Genomic DNA, 17,987 nt, shown 5'->3' with positions numbered 1-17,987 from the left:
AACACCTCCCGCAAAGCGAAAAGTGTTACCCATGTGTCCGGTACGTTTCGTCACCTATGTCTCGGGTCGTTCAGTTCCGCAAATGCACATTCAGGACAGCGGCCTTTTTGGCGATCAGTCCTTCCAGGTCCGCGTCCGATCGGCTGGTGCCGGTGCGTTCGCGCAGCAGTGAGATCATCGCGCGCATCGAAAGCGGGGCGGTTTTTTGCTGAACCAGGATCGCGTCCACCGCGCCGGCAACGTCGGGGCCTTCCGCTGGTGCTCTCATGGCCGGGTCCTTTCTGTCCAGTTCCGCCTCGCTACCGCCGACCGACCCTCTGACGCCGCGGTCGAAGACGACGGCCAATCCGTTCTTGACGGCGAGGGCGGCGACCATGTCGTCGAGCTCGTGATCCGAAAAGGAGGGATCGGAAGGCGTGGGTTTCAGGATTCTGTGAATGACCCTGGCGGCCTGGTCCGTCGAAACATAGCCGAAGCGCTGCTTTTTTCTGGCTTCGACATATTGTTCGATGATCATGTCCAGCCGCCGGGCCGCAATGTCCTTCGGTTGCTGCATCGGAACCTCCTCAGGGTGGTCGTCGCGCACAGGAGCAGCACCTAAAGAAATAGGGCCGCCCGGGAGAACATCAAACACGAGAGTGACGCATCTGCCGATGGCGGAGGAACGATACCGCCGCTGATGCATTTTCGCCTGTGACCAGCTCATTGAGGGAACGCAGGCCAATGAAGATCGCCCATGTCGCGCCGCTGTACGAGTCCGTGCCGCCCAGGCTCTATGGAGGCACCGAGCGCATCATCTCCTATCTCACCGAAGCTCTCGTCGGCCTCGGCCACGATGTGACGTTGTTTGCCAGCGGCGATACGAGAACCTCCGCCCGGCTGGTTGCATGCCGGGAACGGGCGCTGCGCCTCGATCCCAGGCCGTTGAAGTCGGAGATCGCGGCGCATCTGTCGATGCTCCAGGAAGTCCGGAGACAGGCCGACGATTTCGACATTCTTCACTTCCATCTCAGCCACTTCGTGCATTTCCCGTTTTTCCGCCATATGCCGGAGCGAACGGTGACGACGCCGCATGGCAGGCTGGACTATGTGGATCTGGCACAGGCCTATGAGCGGTTCCCACGCTTTCCAATGATTTCCATTTCACGCAGCCAGAGGACAAGGCTCGCGTCCGCCAACTGGTTGGCGACCATCCATCATGGGCTGCCGCTCGATCTCTATAGGCCGGATTTCGAGGCCGGCTCCGACGGCACGTATCTGGCGTTCCTCGGCCGGATGTCGCGCGACAAGCGGCCGGACCGGGCGATCGAGATTGCCAGGCGCACGGGCCTCAGGCTCAAGCTCGCGGCCAAGGTGGGTGACGGCGACCGGGCCTATTTCGAGGAAGTCGTTCAGCCGCTGATCGATGGCGATCGCGTCGAATATGTCGGCGAGATCAGCGAGGACCAGAAGAGCAGGTTTCTCGGCAACGCCGCGGCCTTGCTGTTTCCCATCGACTGGCCCGAGCCTTTTGGTCTGGCGGTAATCGAGGCGATGGCCTGCGGAACCCCTGTCATGGCCTGGAGTTGCGGCGCCATGCCGGAGATCATCGATCACGGCGTGACCGGCTTCGTCGTCGAAACCATCGAGGATGCCGTCGCTACCATGCCGGCTCTGCTCCAGCTCGACAGGCGCCGGATAAGGGCCGTTTTCGAAGGACGGTTCTCAGCCGACCGTATGGCGCGCGACTATGTCGCGACCTATTCACAGGCAATCGACACTCAACAAATCCGGGCTTCCTAGTACAGTGCCCCGTTCAGAAACAAGCACGGGACAGTCTTCTTGACCATCACCCAACTTGACGAGCGCAAGCTCGATCCCGCAATAGCACTGGCCTCCCTGGACGAAACCGCGCCGAGGGAACCGCACCGGCTTTTCGCACTCAAACATGGCGACTGCTTCGCCGTCGCCGATTCCTATGGCGACATACGCGGTGTGGGCGACGGCTTCTTCCGCGACGACACGCGCGTGCTTTCCGAATTCCGCCTGGCGGTCGGCGGGCGTTCGACATCGCTGCTGGGAGCATCGCTGAGCCAGGACAATGTCCTGTTCACCAGCAATCTGACAAATCTGCCGATCGAGAGCGCCGGCGGCCGGCCCATGCCGCAAGGAGCGATCCACATCGAGCGTGTCAGGCTGCTGTGGCAGGACCGGCTGTATGAGCGCCTGACCCTATCCAACTACAGCCAGGAACACTCGACCATCCTGCTTTCGCTGCGCTTCGCCGCCGATTTCCGCGACATGTTCGAAGTTCGCGGCTCGACGCGCCCGAAACGCGGCACCGCCCATACGGCCGAGATAGGCGAGAATTCGGTGCTGCTTCGCTACGAGGGCCTGGACAAGGTGGTGCGGACCTCGACGATAACGTTTTCGCAGAAACCCGACGAGTTGACCTCCGACCGGGCGGATTTCTACATTGCCGTCACAAAGCGCAGCCGCAAGACGCTGTATGTGGAGGTCGGCAGCGAAATCGCGGATGTTCCCGACCGAGACCGGTTTCGCGCCGCAGCGGCGCGCGCGCGTTTCGGCATGCGCGCCAAGCGCCGCCATGGCGCGACGCTGCACAGTTCGGGCAGGGTGTTCAACGACTGGATGGAGCGCGCCCGTGCCGATGTGGCGCTGCTCACCACCGAACTCGCGACTGGTCCTTATCCCTATGCCGGCATTCCGTGGTTCTCGACCGCCTTCGGCAGGGATGGCGTCATCTCGGCGTTGCAAATGCTCTGGCTTAATCCCGGCCTGGCGCGCGGCGTGCTTGCCTTTCTTGCGCAGCATCAGGCAACCGAAACCTCGCCCTTCAGCGACTCCCAGCCCGGCAAGATCATGCATGAAACGCGCAAGGGCGAAATGACGGCGCTGAGCGAGTTGCCGTTCGGCCGCTACTATGGCGGCGTCGACACCACTCCGCTCTATATTCATCTCGCCTGCGCCTATGCGGACCGCACCGGAGACATGACCTTTATCGACGGTCTATGGCCGTCGCTATGTGCGGCCGCCGAATGGATCGAAGCGGCAAGCGGGCCGACCGGATTCGTCACTTACCGGCGCGCTGCGGAATCGGGTCTCGCCAACCAGGGATGGAAGGACAGCTTCGATTCCGTCTTTCATGCCGACGGTCGTATTCCGAAGGGACCGATCGCACTGGTCGAGGTGCAGGGGTACGTCTTCGCGGCGTTCCAGGGGCTGGCGAAACTGGCCCGGCGGCGCGGCGAAACCGAAAGGGCGGAGGGTTGGGAAAGGCGGGCCGAAGAGATCCGCCAGCGGGTTGAAAGCCATTTCTGGATCGACGAGCTGGGTTACTACGCGCTGGCGCTCGATGGCGACGGCCAGCCATGCGAGGTGCGCACATCCAATGCCGGACATCTGCTCTATGTCGGACTTCCGGATCCTGATCGGGCGCGGATCGTCGCCGATCAGTTGCTGTCGGCTTCTTTCCACTCCGGCTGGGGACTGAGGACGCTCGCCGACGACGCGATATTCTTCAATCCCATGTCGTATCACAATGGTTCTATCTGGCCGCACGACACGGCGATCTGCGCGGCAGGCCTTGCGCGATACGGAATCCGCGACAATGTGGTGCGGCTGATGAGCGGGACGTTCGAATCCGCCGTCCATTTCAACATGCGCCTGCCCGAACTCTTCTGCGGTTTCACCCGCGCTCCGGGCGAGGCGCCGATCGCGTATCCGGTCGCTTGCCTGCCGCAGGCCTGGTCGGCGGGTTCCACCTTCATGCTGATGCAGGCCTGTCTAGGCCTCCATATCGACGGCTGGGCCGGCGAAATCCATGTCACAAGGCCACGCCTGCCAATCGGCATCGATAGCCTGGTGATCCGCCATCTCGCGGTGGCGGGCACGGCAGTCGACCTGACGTTCCAGCGGGTAGGGGATCGTGTGGGCGCCTTCCTGGCCGACCGCCATGAGGGGTTGGCGCCTTTGATCGTGCGCAGCTAAAAACCGGAACCATCACCGGCGACGTGCGTTGCACAATCACCCCACGAGTGGCGCGATTTAGGCCGGAGCAATTCACATCAATGGCAGACAACGGTTTCGACTTCCTCCATTCCGCCTCCGCTCTATGGTTCGTCATTCTTGCCAGCCTCTGCGTTTCCCTCGTTGCCTTGGTGATTTCCGCGCTGCGATCCCGCCGGATCCCGCCGGAGTTGGCCAATGTCGAGCCGGCACCGGCTCGCGTCGTGTTGCGTGAATTCGAAAAAAATGGCCATTCCGCCGACGCGGCGCTCGTCAACTGGTCGCCCTCGACATTGCGCGAAATCCTGGCGAAGGAACTGCCGGATGCGCAGGTGATCGTCGTTTCCAACCGCGAGCCCTACATTCACAATCTCAGGGACAACAATGTCGACCTGGTTGTGCCGGCCAGTGGACTTGTCTCGGCGCTGGAGCCGATCACCCGTGCCTGTGCGGGGACCTGGATAGCCTATGGCGGCGGCTCGGCGGATCATCTCGTCGTCGACCAGAACGACCGCATCGAGGTCCCACCTGAGAACCCATCCTATACGTTGCGCCGTGTCTGGCTGACCGAGGAGGAACAGCAAGGCTACTATCTGGGCTTTGCCAATGAAGGTCTCTGGCCCTTGTGCCACATAGCCTTTACACGGCCCGTCTTCCGCACGTCCGACTGGGAGACATACGAAGCCGTCAATCAGAAATTCGCCGATACCGTCGTTGCCGAAGCCCGGAACGAACGCCCGATCGTCCTCGTCCAGGATTATCATTTCGCGCTGCTGCCGCGAATGATCCGGGAACGCCTGCCCGATGCGATCGTCATCACCTTCTGGCACATTCCGTGGCCGAATTCGGAAGTCTTCAGCATCTGCCCCTGGCGGGAGAAGATCCTGGACGGCCTGCTGGGAAGCTCGATCATCGGCTTCCATACGCAGTTCCACTGCAACAACTTCATCGAGAGCGTCGACCGCTTCCTGGAAAGCAGGATCGAGCGCGAGGACTCGGCGATCTCCTATGGCGGTCAGACCAGCCTGGTCCACGCCTATCCGATCTCGATAGAGTGGCCGCCGGCTCAACTCGGGAAATTGCCCGCCATCGCGCAGTGCCGCGCGCGAATTCGCGAAAAATTCGGGCTGGCGGACCATGTCAGCCTCTGTGTCGGCGTCGAGCGCCTCGACTATACGAAAGGCATTCTCGACCGGTTTCACGCATTGGACGAATTGTTCAAGCAACACCCGGAGTGGATCGGCAAGGTGGCTTTCCTGCAGATCGCGGCGCCAAGCCGTGGAACCTTGCCGGCCTACCAGCAACTGCACGAGGAATGCCTGCGCTGCGCGGCGGAGCTCAACGAGCGTTATGGCCGGGACGGCTACACGCCTGTCTTGATGGTGGCTGAACACCATTCCCAGGAGCAGGTCTACGAAATCTACCGAGCCGCCGATGTCTGCATGGTGACCAGCCTGCACGACGGAATGAACCTGGTCGCCAAGGAATTTGTCGCCGCGCGCGACGACGAGCAGGGCGTGCTGATGCTCAGCATGTTTGCCGGCGCTTCCAAGGAGCTTCTCGAGGCGCTGATCGTCAATCCTTACGACGAGACGATGATGGCCGAGGCGTTGCTGCAGGCATTGACCATGGTGCCCGCCGAGCAGCGCCAGCGCATGCAACGCATGCGCGAGATCGTCCGCGACAACAATGTCTATCGCTGGGCGGGCAGCATGCTTCTCGATGCCGCCCGCTTGCGCAAGCGGGCCGCGATCGATCCCGCCGGGCCGGGCTCGGTTGCCGCGGCCAATGTGATATCGCTGCTTGATCGCAAACGGGTCGCGGCGCTGTGATGTCGGGATCGACAAGCCTGCCCGCACCGACCGTCCCGCAAGAGCCGTGGGCACTCTTCCTCGACATTGACGGCACGCTTCTCGAACATGCCGCGCATCCCGATGCGGTGGTCGTGGGCGAGGCGTTGCGGAGCATGCTGAGAAAGCTGGACGGGCGCTTGGCCGGCGCATTGGCCTTCATAACTGGCCGATCCGTTTCCGCTGTCGACCGACTCTTCCAGCCGCTGCGCCTGCCGGCCGCCGGCCTATACGGCTTGGAACATCGGCTTGTGCGCGACGGGCCGGTCGAGGCCGCAGGCGAGCCCGCCGACATTGCCGCGCTTGCCGAGGAAATCGAGGCGGAACTGGACAATGTGGATGTCTATATCGAGCGCAAGGGCCCGATCCTCGCCATCCATACGCGCGCGGCGCCGCAGTTGCTGCAACGGGCGACGCAACTGGTCGAACAGGCGCTGGAGCGGCTTCCGCGGGGGTATCGGGTCCTAGCCGGCAATGCCGGGGTGGAATTGATGCCGCTCGAAGCGGCCAAGGGAGCGGCAATCAGGCGTTTCTGCGAGTTGCCGGCTTTCAGCGGGCGGGTTCCCGTATTCCTCGGAGACGACACGTCGGATGAGAACGGCTTCGAAGCCGTCAATGAAATGGACGGCATTTCGGTCCGCATCAAACCGCAAGGGAAAACCGCGGCGCGCCACGCGCTGGCCGATGTCGGCGAGACCCTTAACTGGCTCGAATCCCTATGCCACGACCAATCCGGCACGGGCCGGTTTGAGGAGGTGGTCCAGCCCACTGCCCGGCAGAGCTGAGGCCGCGCAGAGGCATCTTGCATGTTGAAGAACGGGTTCAGGGAGTTGATCAATGGTCCAGTTCACCAGCCTCATTCACGAGATCATGCCCGCGTGGCTCCGGCGGCGTTCGCACCGGCGCATGCAGGACACCGAGACAACTTTCGATCCATCGCGTCCTGAAGACGCCGATGCCGTCTGGCGAAAGGCCGTCGAGAGGGACCTGTTCGGCGCAAACACGCCCGACTACACCGAGGCCGAACAGAAGAAGCGCGACCGCCACTGACGGAGGCTGTCAGCCTTCCGCGAAAACCAGCGAGACATTGCCGCCGGCATGCCGTTCGAGCCGGCCGGCAAGGTCGAGCTCCAGGAGCACCATGAACACCTGTGCCGGGTGCAGGCCGGTGTGGCGGATGATCTCGTCGATGGCCACCGGCGTCGGGCCGAGCGCTTCGATCACCTTGGCGCGGTCGTTTTCGCCGGGTGGCGGCGTGGCCGAGAAATCGGGGGGATCTTCAAAGGGCGGCAGTTCGGGGGCCCGCAAACCGGTCAGCGGCGCGATTGCCCTGTGAATGTCGGCTGCTTCGGTGACCAAGGTGGCGCCGTCCTTGAGCAAGCCATTGGTGCCGGCGGCGCGTGGATCAAGCGGCGAGCCGGGTACGGCAAACACCAGCCGGCCCATTTCGCCTGCAAGCCTGGCGCTGATCAGGGACCCGGAACGCTGCGCCGCCTCGACCACCACCAGACCGACTGCCGCACCCGCGACAAGGCGGTTGCGGCGCGGAAAATCCTGGGCACGCGGCTGCCAGCCGAACGGCATCTCCGAAATGATGGCGCCGCCGCGCTCGACGATTTCATCGCATAAGCCGGCATTCTCAGGCGGGTAGGGCACATCGAGGCCTCCGGCCAGCACGCCGATCGTGCCGGTCGAGAGGCTGCCCTGATGTGCTGAAGTGTCGATGCCGCGCGCGAGGCCGGAGATGATGGCGTAACCGTCGCGGCCAAGGTCGCTCGCCAGCATGCGCGCCATCTTGATGCCGGCGAGCGAGGCGTTGCGGGCGCCGACGATAGCCACCGCGGGCAGCCGGAACACGGCGCCTTCGCCTTTCACCGCCAGCAGCGGCGGAGGATGGTCCATGTTTTTCAACAAAGCGGGATAGTCCGGCTCGCCGATACCGACAAAGCGGGCGCCTGCCCGCCTTGCGGCCTCCAGTTCCGCCTCGGCCTCGGCGATCGAGGGAATGCGGGCGATCCTGCTGGCGCCGCCCGAAATCATCAGTTCCGGTAGCATTTCCAGCGCGAGCTCGGCCGAACCGAAGCGGTTGATCAGGTCGCGAAAGGAGGCAGGACCTACATTCTGGGTGCGGATCAGCCGCAGCCAGCTCAACCGCTGCCGGTCGCTGAGGCGCGGCCCGGCGACCGGCTTGCTCACTCCTTCGCCCCGATTTTGCCCTCGGTGCCGGCAAGCAGGCGTGAAATGTTGGCCCGGTGCTTGATGAAGACGATCAGGCTCATCACGACGAACAATGCGGCGATGTGAGGTGCGCTCAGGAAATAGAGGGCGATCGGCACGGCGACCGCGGCCGTCAGCGCTGCAAGGGAGGAGTAGCGGAACAGGAACGCCATGGCCAGCCAGACGACGGCGAAGATCAGCGCCACCTGCCAGGCAAGGCCGATCAGCACGCCGAGATAGGTGGCGACACCCTTGCCTCCCTTGAAGCCGAGCCAGATCGGGAAGAGATGGCCGAGGAAGGCGCCAAGGCCGGCCCAAGCGCCGAGTTCGGGCGCGAAATGGCCCGCGATCAGCACGGCGACCGTGCCCTTCAGTGCGTCGAGCAGCAGCGTGGCCGCGGCAAGGCCCTTGTTGCCGGTACGTAGCACATTTGTGGCGCCGATATTGCCGGAGCCGATCTGGCGCACGTCGCCAAGCCCTGCCGCACGGGTCAGCAGAAGCCCGAACGGAATCGAGCCCAGGAGATAGCCGAGCACCAGCGCCGGGATCAGGTTGTAAGTCATTGTTCCCCCCGCATTTCCCCCTGACGGGCTGAATCCGGCGCGATGCGCCCTCGCCAGCTCAGACCGAGAACACTGTGCGGCCCGCCACCAGCGTTTGCAAGACCTTGCCCTGCAGGCGCGCGCCTTCGAAACAGGTGTTTTTCGAGCGCGAGCGGATGCCGCTTTCGCTGACGATCCAGGGTTCATCCAGATCGACAAGCGCAAGGTCCGCGAGAGCGCCGGGCTTGAGCGTGCCGCCGGGCAGGCCGAACAGCCGTGCCGGCGCCGTGGACAAGGTCTCGATCAGCCGCAACAACGGCACGTCGCCATTGTGGTAGAGCCGCAAGGCCGCGCCCAGCAACGTTTCCAGCCCGATGGCGCCGGCTGCCGCGTCGGCGAAGGGCAGGCGCTTGGTGTCGACGTCCTGCGGATCGTGCGAGGAGACGATGATGTCGATCGTGCCGTCCCTGATCGCTTCGATCATCGCCAGGCGGTCTTCCTCGGCGCGCAGCGGCGGGGTCAGGCGGAAGAAGGTGCGATATTCCCCGACATCGTTTTCATTGAGTGACAGATTGTGGATCGACACGCCCGATGTGACGGTCGCGCCGTCGGCCTTCGCGCGCGCCACCGACGCCGCCGCCATCGCCGTCGATATCTTTGCCGCGTGGTAGGAACCGCGCGTCAGGCGCGCCAGGGCAAGGTCGCGCTCCAGCGGGATGGTTTCGGCCTCACGCGGAATGCCGGAAAGTCCTAGCCAGCTGGCGTAGAGTCCCTCGTTCATCACGCCCGACGACGCGAGGTCGGCATCCTGGGTTTCGTGCACGATGGTTGCGCCGAAATCGCGGGCATAGGTCAGCGCCCGGCGCATCACCAACGCGCTTGATATGGTGTGGCGGCCGTCGGTGAAGGCCACGGCGCCGGCCTCGCGCAGCAGACCGAATTCGGTCATCTCGCGGCCGTCGAGGCCTTTGGTGATGGCTGCGGCCGGGAAAATATTGACGATGGCCGTGTCCTTGGCGGTGCGCAACACGAATTCGACCAAGGCCACATTGTCGATAACGGGATCGGTATCGGGCATCATGACGATCGAGGTGACGCCGCCGGCAGCCGCGGCGACACTTGCCGACGCGATCGTTTCGCGATGTTCGCCGCCCGGTTCGCCGATGAAGACGCGGCCGTCGATCAGGCCCGGAATGACCGCTTTGCCGGCGCAGTCGACGATGGTGGCCCCTGCGGGCGCCCCCTGGTTCAGCGCAGCCTTGCCGGCGGCGGCGATCTTCTTTCCATCGACGATAACCGTCCCGGTCTCGTCTACGCCGCGCGAGGGATCGATGATGCGGGCGCGCTCGAATACCGTGATGCTCATGCGCCGCGGCCCTCATGGTTGCGCCGCGCGTCGAGCAGCGCTTCCATCACCGCCATGCGCACGGCGACGCCCATCTCTACCTGTTCCTGGATGACGCTCTGCGGGCCGTCCGCGATCTCCGAGGCGATTTCGACGCCACGGTTCATCGGGCCCGGATGCATCACCAGCGCGTCGTCCTTGGCCGCTTTCAGCTTCTCGGCATCGAGGCCGAAATAGCGGAAATATTCGCGCACCGAAGGCACGAAGGCGCCTTCCATCCGCTCGCGCTGCAGGCGCAGCATCATCACCACGTCGGCGTCCCTGAGGCCTTCTGCCATCGAGCGGCAGACGATTACACCCATCCTGTCGATGCCCGCAGGCAGCAGCGTCGAGGGTGCGACGACGCGCACCTGCGCGCCGAGCGCGTTGAGCAGCATGATGTTGGAGCGGGCGACGCGCGAATGCAGGATGTCGCCGCAGATCGCCACGATCAGTTTCGACAGCGGCCCCTTGGCGCGGCGGATGGTCAGCGCGTCAAGCAGCGCCTGTGTCGGGTGCTCATGCGCGCCGTCCCCCGCATTGACCACGGAGCAGCCGACCTTCTGCGCCAGAAGGGCGGCCGCGCCCGCCGACTGGTGGCGGATGATCAATATATCGGGCCGCATGGCGTTCAGCGTCATGGCCGTGTCGATGAGCGTCTCGCCCTTCTTCACCGAGGAACTCGCCACGGACATGTTCATGACGTCGGCGCCGAGGCGCTTTCCGGCCAGCTCGAACGACGACTGCGTACGCGTCGAGGCCTCGTAGAACAGGTTGATCTGGGTGCGGCCGCGCAGCGTCGAGGTTTTCTTCTCGGATTGCCGCGAGATCGCGACCGCCCGGTCCGCCCTGTCGAGCAGAAGCTCGATGTCGGCGGGGGAAAGATCGCGGATGCCCAGAAGATGGCGGTGGGGATAGAGTGGCAGGGACGAAGCGTCGGTCATCTCAAGGGGCTGCTATAGGGTGGACGTTCCATGGCTGCAAGCGCCAGCTTTGGATTGCGGCTGTTCTCCCCGGTATTTTCGTCGCGCGCCTTGGGCTATATCTAGCCGATGGCTCCGGATTCGTAGCCGCCTGGCAGTAAGGATGAAGCGTGACCGACGACGTGACGAACCAGCCGCCGCCGCTGACAGGCGGCAACGCCTGGCGGGGCGATCCGTTGCTGATCCAGCTTGCCGAGCGCTTTTCCGATCCGGTGCGCAAGGATCTCGACGGGCTCGGCCGCTTCGTGCTGACCCAGGAGGCCCAGGAACTGGCCCGCCTCGCCAATGTCGAAACGCCGAGGCTCAGGACGCATGATCGCCAGGGCCGGCGCATCGATCTGGTCGAGTTCCACCCCGCCTATCACGCCCTGATGCGCCGTTCCGTCGCCAACGGGCTGCACTCCTCGGTCTGGGAGAACGGCGATGCCGAGATCGGCCGCCGCCATCAGGTGCGCGCGGCCCGGTTCTACCTGACGGCCGAACTCGAGACCGGACATCTGTGTCCCATCACCATGACCAGCGCTTCGCTGGCGGCGCTGATGGCGAGCCCGAAACTGTTCCGCGAGTGGGCGCCGCGCGTGACGACGCGCAAATATGACCAGAGCCAAAAGCCGCCGGTCGAGAAGACCGGGCTGACGCTCGGCATGGGCATGACCGAGAAACAGGGCGGCACGGATGTGCGCGCCAATGTGACGAAGGCCGAGCGCGTAGGCAGCGGCTTCTATCGCCTGACCGGCCACAAATGGTTCATGTCGGCGCCGATGTCGGATGCCTTCCTGGTGCTGGCGCAGGCGCCCGAGGGATTGTCGTGCTTCCTGGTGCCGCGCGTCCTTGGCGACGGCTCGGGCAACGGCTTCCGTTTCCAGCGCCTGAAGGACAAGCTCGGCAACCGGTCGAATGCGTCTTCCGAGGTGGAGTTCGTCAACGCGATCGGCGAGATGGTCGGCGAGCCGGGCGCCGGCGTGAAGACGATCATGGACATGGTGACCTTGACCCGGCTCGACTGCGCCGTGGCGTCTTCGGCGATCATGCGGGCAGGTCTGGCCGAAGCCGTTCATCACGCCCGCCATCGCCAGGTGTTCGGCACCAACCTGATCGAGCAGCCGCTGATGCAGCGCGTGCTGGCCGACATGGCGCTCGACGTTGCCGCTGCCACGGCGCTGTCGTTCCGTCTGGCGCGTTCCTTCGACGAAGCGGCGAGCGATCGCGGCGAGGCGGCCTTTGCCCGTGCCATGACGCCGGTCGTCAAATATTGGGTCTGCAAAATCGCGCCGCCGCTGCTCTACGAGGCGATGGAATGCCTAGGCGGCAACGGCTATGTCGAGGAGGCGCCGCTCGCCCGCTACTATCGCGAAGCTCCGGTCAACGCGATCTGGGAAGGGTCGGGCAATGTCATGGCACTGGATGTGCTTCGCGTGCTTGGCCGCGCGCCGGGCCTGTTCGAGGAGGTGCTTGCCGGCATCGATCGCGACCTGGGCGCGGGCGGACGCGGCACCATCGGTGTGCTGAAGGCGGCCATGCAGGTGGCCGCGACCGACGAAGGCTCGGCCCGCCTGCTGACGGAGCAACTGGCGCTGTCGGCGGCGGCGGCGGAATTGCGCCGGTTGGGGGCAGGGCGGATCGCCGATGCCTTCGTCGAGACGCGGCTGGCGGGCCAGTGGCGCAACACCTACGGCATGCTCGATTCGCGCCATGATGCGCGCATGATCATCGACACGCTCTATCCGCCAACCAACTGAGCAGCAGCCAAGGGCCACGCCGTGGTCGTTCGCCTGCGCCGTTAACCTTAACAAATGGTTTCCGTTGCGAGGGCTGGCGGCAAAGCCCACTGTCATTCCTGTCGAAGCAGGAATCACGATGCGACAGGTATTGACCTCTTTTCTCGCCTTGCACTGGACGATCGTTTTCGCCCTGCTGGCGATCATCTGCATCGATGGAAACCGCGGCGTGGCCGGGGCGCTTGGCGTGCTGGGCGTGACAATCGAGGGCGCCCGCTTCGTCGATCTCGAAAATGTCGTCGTGGTTGCGCCTCTGGCCACGGCCCTGCTTGTCGTGGCGGTGCTGTTCTTCTGGGCCTTTGTCGAGGCGCTGATCAACAATGCCAGCAATCCGGGCGCCGACAGCGTTGCCCGCGTCGCCTTCATCAGCGCTTCCGGCGTGCTTTCGCTCATCCTGGTCGGAGGCGCGGCGCAAGGCATCAACGGGCTATTCCTGGTCGTCGCCGTGCAATTGGCCGCACTTCTGGCCTCCTATGTCGCCATGCTTGCCGAGCGCCGCACCCTGGCCGCATCGGATGAGGTCGAAATCCACGCCACGGCGCACAGCATGGCCAGGGCCGCAGCCCACAATTCGCTGCTTTCGCTGATATCGGGCCGACCCGAGCCGACCCGGAAGGGAGGCCGCTGATGCGTTACATCTTCGCATTGTGGGCGGCTCCGATGGCGCTTTTCTGGGGCTGGTTCTACCTGTCGCTCAACGACATGAATTTCGGCTACGTCATGCTGAGCCGGCAGTTGCACGATTTCGTCTTCCAACTCTACGGCCAGATGCTCGGCATCGACCCGGCAATCATTCCCGGCATGGTGGGAAGAGCCTGTATATTCGACGGCCTGCTGCTGCTGGCGATCTGGGCGTTTCGCCGCCGCCGTGAAATCATCGGCTGGATCAAGAGGCGGGCGGCGGTTCAGGTGCCGTTCGAGCGGCTGCACCGAGCGAGCGAAGCCGGTCCAAAACTCCCTGCAGAATAAAGGCGGCGGCGGCCGAATCGATCTTGCCGGCGCGCTTGGCGCGCGAAAAATCCATCTCGATCAGCGTCCGTTCGGCGGCGACCGTCGACAGCCTCTCGTCCCACAGCAGGAAGGGAAGGTCGCTCAAGGCGGCCATGTTGCGTACGAAGGCGCGCGATTTCTGTGCGCGCGGACCCTCCGAGCCGTCCATGTTGACCGGCAGTCCAATCACCACCGCGCCTGCATTCTCCTTTTGCAGCAGATCCAGCAGCACGGCCGCGTCGAGCGAGAATTTCCGTCGCATGATGACAGGACGCGGATGCGCGAAGGAAAAGCCACGGTCCGAAACGGCGACGCCGATGGTCTTGTCGCCGAGATCGAGCCCGGCAAGCGTCCTGCCGCTGGCCAGCCGTGCCGGCAATTCCTCGATGGTAATGATAGCCAACGGTTTTCCTTTGACCCGACAGTGCCGTCGCGGCGTTTTGAATACGCGAGGACACCGTAACACTTTGCTCTTGAGCTGACGCCGTTCTATCCTCCGACGGAGCAAAAATCGAGGAACTCGCCGATGAAACTCACCTGGTACGGACAATCCGCCTTCAAGATCGAGGTGGCGGGCGCAAGCATCCTGATGGACCCGTTCCTGAGCGGCAATCCGCTTTGGAAGAAAAGTTGGGAAGGCCCGGCCGAAGGTGTCACCCACGTTCTTTTGACGCATGGTCACGGGGACCATGTCGGCGATGCGCTGGAGATCCTCAAGAAGACGGGAGCGATGCTGGTCGCCAATCCCGAGGTCTGCGGCTATCTCGGCGGCCAGGGCGTCGACCAGAACAATATCAACCAGGGCAACACCGGTGGTACGGTGGATTGCGGCCCGTTCACGACGACTTTTGTCCAGGCATTGCACTCCTCGTCCTACGGCGACGGCATCTATATGGGCAATCCTTGCGGGCTGGTCCTGCATTTCCACGACGACAAGACGCTCTATCACATGGGCGATACCGACATCTTCTCGGACATGGCGCTGGTTAACGAACTGCATGAGCCGAAGATCGGCCTGGTGCCGGTCGGCGACCGCTTTACCATGGGAGGCGCCGTCGCGGCTCTCGCCTGCCGCCGTTATTTCAAGTTCGATGTCGCCGTGCCATGCCACTATGCGACTTTCGGCCTGCTCGACCAGACGCCCGACAAATTCGTCGCCGGAATGGAGGGGTCGGGCGTGAATGTCGTCGTGCCTGGGATCGGCGAGGCGGTCACGCTATAACACGCTAGAAATTCTATAAATTGAAAACGGAATAAGACCATGGGCTTGAGGAACTCTCTTTGCGTTTCGATGCTGTTTGCGGCGTCGCCGGCGTTTGCCGCGGACGATTTCATCGAAGGGGTCTACCTCAAGTCCGAGGAGCTCTGCGCACAAGCCAGGAAAGACACCCTGCAGACGCTGATCGATGCCGGCAACATCGTGCTGTCGGCCCATGGCCTGCAGGGGGTCGAATACAATTGCGAGTTCTTGCAGATCAGTAAGGCGACACGCTCGCCAAGCTGGGCGGTGACGGCCATTTGCCAGGAGCCGGGCTACGTCTTTCCCGACGTGCTCTCGGTGACGCAGATGAGCCCGACGCAGATCGATCTCGTCTCCGTCCGGCCCATCGAAGACGAGAGCGAGGCGAGCGGCAACAGCGGCAGCTACTATCTGTGCGAGGGCATGGCCCTGCCGTGAGGTCATTTGCCCGATTGTGGGCATGCACATGTTGCGCGCCGCGCGCGGCGCCGCTATAGGCCGGGGCTGGTTTTCCCGAGGCACAAACATGTCCGTTGACGTCAAGACAGTGAAGCGCGTCGCGCGTCTCGCCCGCATTGCGGTGAGCGAGGAAGATGCCGAACGCATGACCGGCGAGCTGAACGCCATACTGGGCTTCGTCGAACAGCTGAACGAGGTCGATGTTTCCGGTGTCGAGCCGATGACCTCGGTCACTCCGATGGAGATGAAGAAGCGCCAGGATGTCGTCACCGACGGCAACAAGGCTGCCGACATCGTCGCCAACGCGCCAGCCACCGAAGAGAACTTCTTCCTCGTGCCGAAGGTCGTGGAGTAACAGGCCGATGGCCATCGAAATCGCCATCGAGACGCCGCTGCAGGACGATGTGCGCGGCTTGGTCGCGGAACTCAACGAGACGCTGCTCGAACTGACGCCGCCGGAACACTGCTATCATCTGACCGTCGAGCAGATGGCCGGCCGGGACACCACGGTCTTCGTCGCCCGCGAGGACGGTCTTGCAATCGGTTGCGGGGCGCTGAAGCGCCATGATGGTGCCACAGGCGAGGTCAAGCGCATGTACACGCGGCCCACGCATCGCGGCCAGAAAATCGGCGCCAGGATCGTGGAGCGTGTCGAAGCGCTGGCGCGCGAGGAAGGATTGAAGCGTCTGGTGCTGGAGACGGGCGATCGCCATCCTGCCGCCTGGACTGTCTATGAACGTGCCGGCTTCTCGCGTTGCGGCCCGGTGCTGGATTATCCCGATTCCGAGTGGTCGGTATTTTACGAAAAGAGCCTTGCCTGATGAGCGACCTGACCCGACTGACGATTTCGCAGGCCCGCGCCAAGCTGCGCGCCAAGGAAATCACCGCGACCGAGATCGCCGACGCCTATCTCGCGGCGATCGAGCGCGCCAATCCGGCGCTCAACGCCTATGTCGTGGTGACGGCCGACAAGGCGCGCGACATGGCAAAGGCCTCCGACGCCAGGCTGGTCAAGGGCGAGGGCGGTGCGCTGGAAGGCATTCCGCTCGGCATCAAGGACCTGTTCGGCACCGAGGGCGTGCACACCCAGGCCTGCAGCCATGTGCTCGACGGCTTCAAGCCGCATTACGAATCGACCGTCACCTCCAATTTGTGGGCCGACGGGGCGGTCATGCTGGGCAAGCTCAACATGGACGAGTTCGCCATGGGCTCGTCCAACGAGACGTCTTACTACGGGCCGGTGGTCAATCCTTGGCGGCGTTCGCGCCTCGATACGATGGTGATGCCGACCACGCATCAGGGCGATGGCGGCTTCGTTTCGGCCGGCGGCACCAAGACCGCGCGCACCCTGGACAATGCGCATCTGGTGCCGGGTGGCTCGTCGGGCGGCTCGGCCTCCGCCGTCTCGGCTTTCCTGTGCGCGGGCGCCACGGCCACCGACACTGGCGGCTCGATCCGCCAGCCGGCCGCCTTCACCGGCACAGTCGGCATCAAGCCGACCTATGGCCGCTGCTCGCGCTGGGGTATCGTCGCGTTCGCCTCGTCGCTCGACCAGGCCGGGCCGATCGCGCGCGACGTGCGCGATGCCGCGATCCTGCTCAAATCGATGGCCTCGGTCGATCCGAAGGACACGACCTCGGTCGACCGGCCGGTGCCGGACTACGAGGCGGCGATCGGCAAGCCGATCAAGGGCATGAAGGTCGGCATTCCCCGGGAATACCGCGTCGACGGCATGCCGGAGGAGATCGAAGCGCTGTGGCAGAAGGGCATTGCCTGGCTCAGGGAGGCCGGCGCCGAGATCGTCGACATCTCCCTGCCGCACACCAAATACGCGCTGCCGGCCTATTACATCGTGGCACCCGCCGAAGCCTCGTCCAACCTGGCGCGCTATGACGGCGTCCGCTACGGCCTGCGTGTGCCGGGCAAGGACATCGTCGAGATGTATGAGAAAACCCGCGCCGCCGGCTTTGGCCGCGAGGTCAAGCGCCGTATCATGATCGGCACCTATGTGCTGTCGGCAGGCTATTATGACGCCTATTATTTGCAGGCGCAGAAGGTGCGCAACCTGATCAAGCGCGACTTCGAGAACGTCTTTGCCGCCGGCGTCGACGTCATCCTGACGCCTGCGACGCCATCTGCCGCCTTCGGCATCGCCGACGAGGACATGGCTTCCGATCCGGTGAAGATGTACCTGAACGACATCTTCACCGTCACAGTGAATATGGCGGGCCTGCCGGGCATCGCCGTGCCCGCCGGCCTCGACCCCAAGGGATTGCCGCTTGGCCTGCAACTGATCGGCAGGCCGTTCGAGGAAGAGACGCTGTTCCAGACCGCCGCCGTCATCGAACAGGCGGCCGGCACGTTCCAGCCGGAGAAGTGGTGGTAGGATCGTTTCTCATCTGAGGGGTGAGGGATGTTCTTTTATCTTTCGAAAATCTTCTGGTTCTTTATCCAGCCGCTCAACCTGACGATCTTCCTGCTGCTGGCGGGGCTGGTCGCGGCATTCTTCGGCCGCCCCCCGCGGGCAGCCCTCGGC

19 protein-coding genes and 1 pseudogene are annotated in these 17,987 nt (G+C 63.9%); 14 read left to right on the top strand and 6 right to left on the bottom strand.

Annotation, left to right across the window (positions count from 1 at the left end; translation table 11 throughout):
- Positions 1–70: 70 nt before the first annotated feature.
- Positions 71–586, bottom strand: a complete 516-nt coding sequence (locus tag LB551_RS29785) for a hypothetical protein (RefSeq protein WP_224661386.1) — start codon at positions 584–586, stop codon at positions 71–73.
- Between the two features lie 137 nt (positions 587–723).
- On the opposite strand from LB551_RS29785, the gene LB551_RS29780 reads away from it, so the two are divergent.
- The 5 genes from LB551_RS29780 (at position 724) to LB551_RS29760 (ending at position 6,908) form a co-directional block, all read left to right on the top strand.
- Positions 724–1,782, top strand: coding sequence for a glycosyltransferase family 4 protein (locus LB551_RS29780; protein WP_224661385.1), 1,059 nt, complete (start codon positions 724–726; stop codon positions 1,780–1,782).
- Between the two features lie 45 nt (positions 1,783–1,827).
- Entirely contained in the window at positions 1,828–3,990 is a 2,163-nt protein-coding gene (locus tag LB551_RS29775) for a glycogen debranching N-terminal domain-containing protein (RefSeq protein WP_224661387.1), read from the top strand.
- Positions 3,991–4,070: 80 nt separating this feature from the next.
- Positions 4,071–5,840 (top strand): trehalose-6-phosphate synthase, encoded by a 1,770-nt coding sequence (locus LB551_RS29770; RefSeq protein ID WP_224661384.1) that lies wholly within the window; start codon positions 4,071–4,073, stop codon positions 5,838–5,840.
- The gene (otsB, locus tag LB551_RS29765; RefSeq protein ID WP_224661383.1) at positions 5,840–6,643 is read left to right on the top strand and encodes a trehalose-phosphatase; all 804 of its coding nucleotides are present in this window, start codon (positions 5,840–5,842) and stop codon (positions 6,641–6,643) included. The genes LB551_RS29770 and otsB overlap by 1 nt, the downstream gene beginning before the upstream one ends.
- A 52-nt stretch (positions 6,644–6,695) precedes the next feature.
- Positions 6,696–6,908: a hypothetical protein gene (locus LB551_RS29760; protein ID WP_140548297.1), complete on the top strand. Its 213-nt coding sequence runs from the start codon at positions 6,696–6,698 to the stop codon at positions 6,906–6,908.
- Between the two features lie 9 nt (positions 6,909–6,917).
- Here the strand turns inward: LB551_RS29760 and dprA are convergent, their stop codons facing one another.
- The 4 genes from dprA to LB551_RS29740 are packed head-to-tail and all read right to left on the bottom strand — an operon-like array spanning position 6,918 to position 10,945.
- Positions 6,918–8,054: a DNA-processing protein DprA gene (gene dprA, locus LB551_RS29755; RefSeq protein WP_224661382.1), complete on the bottom strand. Its 1,137-nt coding sequence runs from the start codon at positions 8,052–8,054 to the stop codon at positions 6,918–6,920.
- The gene (plsY, locus tag LB551_RS29750; protein ID WP_224661381.1) at positions 8,051–8,638 is read right to left on the bottom strand and encodes a glycerol-3-phosphate 1-O-acyltransferase PlsY; all 588 of its coding nucleotides are present in this window, start codon (positions 8,636–8,638) and stop codon (positions 8,051–8,053) included. The genes dprA and plsY overlap by 4 nt, the downstream gene beginning before the upstream one ends.
- 58 nt (positions 8,639–8,696) lie before the next feature.
- Positions 8,697–9,983, bottom strand: coding sequence for a dihydroorotase (locus tag LB551_RS29745; RefSeq protein WP_224661380.1), 1,287 nt, complete (start codon positions 9,981–9,983; stop codon positions 8,697–8,699).
- The gene (locus tag LB551_RS29740) at positions 9,980–10,945 is read right to left on the bottom strand and encodes an aspartate carbamoyltransferase catalytic subunit (protein ID WP_224661379.1); all 966 of its coding nucleotides are present in this window, start codon (positions 10,943–10,945) and stop codon (positions 9,980–9,982) included. The genes LB551_RS29745 and LB551_RS29740 overlap by 4 nt, the downstream gene beginning before the upstream one ends.
- Before the next feature lie 149 nt (positions 10,946–11,094).
- On the opposite strand from LB551_RS29740, the gene LB551_RS29735 reads away from it, so the two are divergent.
- The 3 genes from LB551_RS29735 to LB551_RS29725 all read left to right on the top strand — a co-directional run bounded on the left by LB551_RS29735 (position 11,095) and on the right by LB551_RS29725 (position 13,731).
- Complete coding sequence (locus LB551_RS29735) at positions 11,095–12,723, top strand: DNA alkylation response protein (protein WP_140548307.1); 1,629 nt, start codon at positions 11,095–11,097, stop codon at positions 12,721–12,723.
- Between the two features lie 118 nt (positions 12,724–12,841).
- The gene (locus LB551_RS29730; protein ID WP_224661378.1) at positions 12,842–13,390 is read left to right on the top strand and encodes a hypothetical protein; all 549 of its coding nucleotides are present in this window, start codon (positions 12,842–12,844) and stop codon (positions 13,388–13,390) included.
- A complete protein-coding gene (locus LB551_RS29725) occupies positions 13,390–13,731 on the top strand; it encodes a DUF6105 family protein (RefSeq protein WP_140548311.1) in 342 nt (113 codons plus the stop codon). The genes LB551_RS29730 and LB551_RS29725 overlap by 1 nt, the downstream gene beginning before the upstream one ends.
- Here LB551_RS29725 and ruvX read toward each other — a convergent pair.
- A complete protein-coding gene (ruvX, locus tag LB551_RS29720) occupies positions 13,649–14,155 on the bottom strand; it encodes a Holliday junction resolvase RuvX (RefSeq protein WP_140548313.1) in 507 nt (168 codons plus the stop codon). The two genes, LB551_RS29725 and ruvX, sit on opposite strands and share 83 nt — an antisense overlap.
- A gap of 123 nt (positions 14,156–14,278) precedes the next feature.
- Here ruvX and LB551_RS29715 point away from each other — a divergent pair, with 123 nt between their 5' ends.
- The 6 genes and pseudogenes from LB551_RS29715 to LB551_RS29690 form a co-directional block, all read left to right on the top strand.
- Positions 14,279–14,974, top strand: coding sequence for a metal-dependent hydrolase (locus LB551_RS29715; RefSeq protein WP_140548315.1), 696 nt, complete (start codon positions 14,279–14,281; stop codon positions 14,972–14,974).
- A gap of 39 nt (positions 14,975–15,013) precedes the next feature.
- Positions 15,014–15,430, top strand: coding sequence for a hypothetical protein (locus LB551_RS29710; RefSeq protein WP_140548317.1), 417 nt, complete (start codon positions 15,014–15,016; stop codon positions 15,428–15,430).
- A gap of 88 nt (positions 15,431–15,518) precedes the next feature.
- Complete coding sequence (gene gatC, locus LB551_RS29705) at positions 15,519–15,806, top strand: Asp-tRNA(Asn)/Glu-tRNA(Gln) amidotransferase subunit GatC (protein WP_027044576.1); 288 nt, start codon at positions 15,519–15,521, stop codon at positions 15,804–15,806.
- 7 nt (positions 15,807–15,813) lie between these two features.
- Positions 15,814–16,272, top strand: coding sequence for a GNAT family N-acetyltransferase (locus LB551_RS29700; RefSeq protein WP_224661377.1), 459 nt, complete (start codon positions 15,814–15,816; stop codon positions 16,270–16,272).
- Positions 16,272–17,837, top strand: coding sequence for an amidase (locus tag LB551_RS29695; protein WP_224661376.1), 1,566 nt, complete (start codon positions 16,272–16,274; stop codon positions 17,835–17,837). Before LB551_RS29700 ends, LB551_RS29695 begins: the two co-directional genes overlap by 1 nt.
- Positions 17,838–17,864: 27 nt before the next feature.
- Positions 17,865–17,987: pseudogene (locus LB551_RS29690) on the top strand (YdcF family protein); the annotation flags it as partial.

The organism is Mesorhizobium sp. BR1-1-2 (assembly GCF_020165435.1).
Lineage (GTDB): Bacteria > Pseudomonadota > Alphaproteobacteria > Rhizobiales > Rhizobiaceae > Mesorhizobium.
Note: the sequence above shows the minus strand (reverse complement) of the source record. Positions and strands in the feature narration are given on the sequence as shown.

Coding starts and splice junctions, on each gene's coding strand:
- LB551_RS29745 (WP_224661380.1), bottom strand. CDS start 9,983: ATGAGCATCACGGTATTCGAGCGCGCCCGCATCATCGATCCCTCGCGC.
- LB551_RS29695 (WP_224661376.1), top strand. CDS start 16,272: ATGAGCGACCTGACCCGACTGACGATTTCGCAGGCCCGCGCCAAGCTG.
- LB551_RS29740 (WP_224661379.1), bottom strand. CDS start 10,945: ATGACCGACGCTTCGTCCCTGCCACTCTATCCCCACCGCCATCTTCTG.
- plsY (WP_224661381.1), bottom strand. CDS start 8,638: ATGACTTACAACCTGATCCCGGCGCTGGTGCTCGGCTATCTCCTGGGC.
- otsB (WP_224661383.1), top strand. CDS start 5,840: ATGTCGGGATCGACAAGCCTGCCCGCACCGACCGTCCCGCAAGAGCCG.
- LB551_RS29715 (WP_140548315.1), top strand. CDS start 14,279: ATGAAACTCACCTGGTACGGACAATCCGCCTTCAAGATCGAGGTGGCG.
- LB551_RS29710 (WP_140548317.1), top strand. CDS start 15,014: ATGGGCTTGAGGAACTCTCTTTGCGTTTCGATGCTGTTTGCGGCGTCG.
- LB551_RS29725 (WP_140548311.1), top strand. CDS start 13,390: ATGCGTTACATCTTCGCATTGTGGGCGGCTCCGATGGCGCTTTTCTGG.
- gatC (WP_027044576.1), top strand. CDS start 15,519: ATGTCCGTTGACGTCAAGACAGTGAAGCGCGTCGCGCGTCTCGCCCGC.
- LB551_RS29780 (WP_224661385.1), top strand. CDS start 724: ATGAAGATCGCCCATGTCGCGCCGCTGTACGAGTCCGTGCCGCCCAGG.
- LB551_RS29700 (WP_224661377.1), top strand. CDS start 15,814: ATGGCCATCGAAATCGCCATCGAGACGCCGCTGCAGGACGATGTGCGC.
- LB551_RS29770 (WP_224661384.1), top strand. CDS start 4,071: ATGGCAGACAACGGTTTCGACTTCCTCCATTCCGCCTCCGCTCTATGG.
- LB551_RS29760 (WP_140548297.1), top strand. CDS start 6,696: ATGGTCCAGTTCACCAGCCTCATTCACGAGATCATGCCCGCGTGGCTC.
- LB551_RS29730 (WP_224661378.1), top strand. CDS start 12,842: ATGCGACAGGTATTGACCTCTTTTCTCGCCTTGCACTGGACGATCGTT.